This is a genomic window from Geobacillus sp. ZGt-1, assembly GCF_001026865.1.
Lineage (GTDB): Bacteria > Bacillota > Bacilli > Bacillales > Anoxybacillaceae > Geobacillus > Geobacillus thermoleovorans.
In genome coordinates this window covers 1-4,082 of the sequence record NZ_LDPD01000213.1, presented here as the reverse complement: position 1 = coordinate 4,082, position 4,082 = coordinate 1, and the positions used below count along the sequence as shown (strand labels likewise).

Genomic DNA, 4,082 nt, shown 5'->3' with positions numbered 1-4,082 from the left:
TTAAGTGGGGGTAGTTCACGTACCGTCTGCTTTGAAGGCTGGCGGTCTTTTTTTGCTTTGAGACTCCAGCGTTCCGCTAGGTGCTTGATATCAGGTCTGATTATACCTCCATGAACAAAATGCACAAAATTCATTTTATTTTCAAAAACTTCACGCTCATCCCGCGGCATGGTAAGGTTGTGATTGAAAACGTTATCAAAAAACAAGGGGGCAAGGGAGAAATGAAGAAAACGAAATGGTGGGGATTGCTCGCCGCAGGGATGATGACACTGGCTTTGGCGGCCTGTGGGGGCAATGAATCGGCGGGGTCGAAATCATCCGGTTCGAACTCTGGCTCATCGGCCTCAAACTATCCGACGAAGCCGATTACGATTGTTGCTCCGTCTGGGGCGGGCGGCGGTTGGGATTTAACGGCCCGCGCGATTACGAAGGTGTTGGATGAGACGGGGCTCGTCAAACAGACCATGACGGTTGAAAACAAACCAGGCGGCGGCGGGGCGGTCTTTATGGCCGAATACGCCACCCAAGATGTGAAAAACGATTACAAACTATTTGTCAACTCCCCGCCAATTATTATCAACAACTTGAAAAAAGAAGGGAACAGCCCGTTTGGCTACAAAGACACGACACCGCTCGCCCAGTTGACGAAGGACTTTGGCGCGATTGTTGTGAAGGCGGATTCGAAATTTCAAACGTTAACCGACTTGCTTAATACCATTAAACAAGATCCGAAATCGGTCACGGTAGCCGGGGGATCGGCGCCAGGTTCGATGGATCATTTAGTCGCGATTTTGCCGATCTATAAGTCGGGCATCGATCCGAAATCAGTCAAGTATGTTTCGTACGATGGCGGCGGGGAAGCGATGGCTGCGCTGCTTGGCGGCAATGCCGATGTGATTGCAACGGATGCCTCTTCTGTTGGCGAATATCTCAAAGCCGGCAAAGTGCGGGTGTTGGCGGTTTCCGCTCCAGAACGCCTCGGCGGAGTGCTGAAAGACGTGCCGACGTTGAAAGAGCTTGGCATTGATGCGGAATTTACGATTTGGCGCGGGGTTTTTGGGCCGAAGCAAATGTCCCGAGAGGCAAAAGCGTTTTGGGAAGAAACATTGAAAAAGTTGTCTGAACACGAGAAGTGGAAAGAAGAACTGCAAAAACAAGGCTGGGCGGCGGAATATCGCAATTCGGACGAATTTACGAAGTTTTTGCAAGAGCAGGAGCAGCAAATCGGCGACCTTCTGAAGTCGCTTGGCATGCATAAATGAAGCAAGGGGGAAGAACATTCTTCCCCTTTTTTGTAAAGAACAGGAGGAAGAACCATGAACAAAACGGCTGATCGTATCGCGGCGGTGGCATTCTTGGCGGTTGGTTCCTTGTTTATGGCGGAAAGCTTGCGCCTATCGAAAAGCGCCTACGGCAGTGCGGTAGGACCGAACGTATTTCCGTTTTTGCTTGGACTTGTTCTGGCATTATTAAGCATCAAGCTGTTGTTTGAAACGAGAGGCTATAAGGATTATAAGGATTCAGTGGGAGAGAAGCCGCCGCGGCAGTACAAAAAGTTTCTCATCATTTTCATTGCTGCTGTTTTCTATGCGACGTTGCTTGAAACGGTTGGGTATGTAATCACGACGTTTCTGTTTCTTGTTATCGGCTTTCAAACGATGGAAAGAGGGGCGCTATGGAAGTCGATCGCCATTGCGGCTGGCTTTTCGCTTGGCGTATATGGCCTTTATGTGAAGCTGCTGCAAGGAACATTGCCAAGCTGGCCGATTTGGTTCCAATGAAGGGAGGGGCATCATGAGCACACTATCGTTTTTGCTTGACGGATTTCAGACAGCGCTTCAGCCGCATAACTTGCTGTTTGCCTTTATCGGGGTGTTGATCGGCACAGCGGTCGGTGTGCTTCCTGGGATTGGCCCGATGAGCGGGGTGGCGTTGCTTATTCCGGTGACGGCGTCGATGACGTCCGGCCTTAGTTCGGAACAGGCGGCAGCCAGTTCGATTATTTTGCTCGCCGGCGTGTATTACGGGGCGATGTATGGCGGTTCGACGACATCGATTTTGTTAAATACGCCTGGGGAATCGTCATCGGTTGTCACAACGCTGGACGGCTATCAAATGGCCCGGCAAGGAAGGGCGGGGGCGGCGCTTGCCATTGCCGCGATCGGTTCCTTTGTCGCCGGAATTGTTTCGCTAATCGGCCTCGTCTTATTGGCCCAACCGTTGTCGAATGTGGCGCTGAAGTTCGGCCCGGCTGAATATTTTTCGCTCATGCTGCTCGGGTTGGCGGCGGTGAGCGGACTGGCTGGCAAATCGATGACGAAAGCATGGATCATGACAGTGTTCGGCTTGTTGCTTTCCACGATTGGGCTCGACAATGTTTCCGGCGTGGCTCGCTTTACGTACGACATTTCCTATTTATATGGAGGTCTCGAGTTTTTAACCGTAGCGGTCGGGCTATTTGCGTTAGGAGAGGTATTCAAGTCCATTCTCCATCATGAGACGAACGACGGGGACATCGCCAAAATCGGGCGCGTGTTGCCGACGAAAGCGGATTTGAAAGAAAGCGCGGGGCCGATCGCCCGTGGGTCGCTGCTCGGTTTTTTCATCGGGGTGCTGCCGGGAGCCGGAGCCACGTTGGCATCGTTTTTCTCCTATATTCTTGAAAAGAAAGTGAGCAAACATCCGGAAAAGTTCGGGCAAGGGACGATCGCCGGTGTGGCGGCGCCGGAGTCGGCGAACAACGGGGCTTCTGGGGGCGCAATGATTCCGCTTTTGACGCTGGGCATTCCTGGTTCAGGGACGACAGCGATCCTCATGGGTGCACTCATTATGTACAACGTCCAGCCAGGTCCACTGTTGTTCGATGAGCATCCAGCTGTCGCCTGGGGATTGATCGCCAGCATGTTTATCGGCAACGTCATGTTGCTCATTCTCAACATGCCGCTCGTCAAAGTGTTCGCGAAAATTATCCAGACGCCGACGAAATATTTGTTGCCGCTTATTATTGCCATTTCCGTGTTCGGTGTGTATGCGGTGCAAGTGACGACGTTTGATGTGTTCCTGTTGCTGGCGTTTGGTCTGCTTGGCTACTGGCTTGCAGAGCACGACTATCCATTGGCACCGCTTGTGTTGGGGCTTGTTCTCGGGCCGATGATCGAAAACAATATGCGCCGGGCGTTGACGGCATCGAATGGCGATTATCTCGTTTTCGTTGAAAAGCCGATTTCGCTCGTCTTGTTGGTCATTGCCTTTTTATGGATTGCCGTGCCGTTTGTCATGAAACTAAGAGGAAAATCGGTCGTCATCAACGAAGATATGTAATAATAGAAAGAAAGACGTTCCGCCTAACAGGCGGACTGTCTTTCTTTATTTGCTGTTTGGGGAGCGAGCCCTATGAAGCTTCAGACACGGTTAATGGTCATTATTTGTTCATTGTTGCTGCTGGTGATCGTGGTTTTAACGTTTTTGTTTCAGCATATGTTTGCGACGACGCTCAAACAACAAATTGGCATGCGAGCGCTGAATGTGGCCGAGACGGTCGCGTCGACTCCGCTCGTGCGCGAGGCGTTCCGCGACCCGAATCCGTCAGTGCGCTTGCAGCCGTTTGCCGAACATATTCGCCGAAAGACAGGGGCGGAGTACGTAGTGATTGGCAACCGTAAGGGAATCCGCTACGCTCACCCACTGCCAGATCGGATTGGAAAGCATATGGTAGGGGGCGACAACGGCGAAGTGCTGAAAGGCAAAGCGATTATTTCCGAGGCGGTCGGTTCGCTTGGTCCGGCGATCCGGGGAAAAGCGCCGATTTTGGATGAAAACGGACATGTGATCGGCATTGTTTCGGTTGGTTTTTTGCTAGAGGATATTCAGCGTACAGTATGGTCGTATCGTATGAAGATGTTTCTCTTCTCCGTTTTTGCCCTCTTTCTCGGAGCGGTGGGTGCAATGGCGATCGCCAGCACGGTGAAAAAATCGATTCATGGTCTTGAACCGGAAGAAATCGGTTTGCTCTACCAAGAAAAGCAGGCGATTTTAGAAGCGATTCGCGAAGGAATTGTGGCCATCAATCAAGAGGGAACGAT

The 4,082-nt window shown here is 51.6% G+C and carries 3 protein-coding genes and 1 pseudogene; all 4 read left to right on the top strand.

The window, feature by feature from the left end; genetic code table 11:
• The first annotated feature begins 221 nt into the window (after positions 1–221).
• Entirely contained in the window at positions 222–1,262 is a 1,041-nt protein-coding gene (locus VU18_RS16735) for a tripartite tricarboxylate transporter substrate binding protein (RefSeq protein WP_025039006.1), read from the top strand.
• A 54-nt stretch (positions 1,263–1,316) separates the two neighbouring features.
• A complete protein-coding gene (locus VU18_RS16730; protein WP_020279064.1) occupies positions 1,317–1,781 on the top strand; it encodes a tripartite tricarboxylate transporter TctB family protein in 465 nt (154 codons plus the stop codon).
• Between the two features lie 13 nt (positions 1,782–1,794).
• Positions 1,795–3,321, top strand: a complete 1,527-nt coding sequence (locus VU18_RS16725) for a tripartite tricarboxylate transporter permease (RefSeq protein ID WP_047758618.1) — start codon at positions 1,795–1,797, stop codon at positions 3,319–3,321.
• Between the two features lie 72 nt (positions 3,322–3,393).
• Positions 3,394–4,082: pseudogene (locus tag VU18_RS16720) on the top strand (sensor histidine kinase); the annotation flags it as partial.

What these genes read in the sequence shown, in the direction of transcription:
- VU18_RS16735 (WP_025039006.1), top strand. Translation starts at nt 222, where the DNA reads ATGAAGAAAACGAAATGGTGGGGATTGCTCGCCGCAGGGATGATGACA.
- VU18_RS16730 (WP_020279064.1), top strand. Translation starts at nt 1,317, where the DNA reads ATGAACAAAACGGCTGATCGTATCGCGGCGGTGGCATTCTTGGCGGTT.
- VU18_RS16725 (WP_047758618.1), top strand. Translation starts at nt 1,795, where the DNA reads ATGAGCACACTATCGTTTTTGCTTGACGGATTTCAGACAGCGCTTCAG.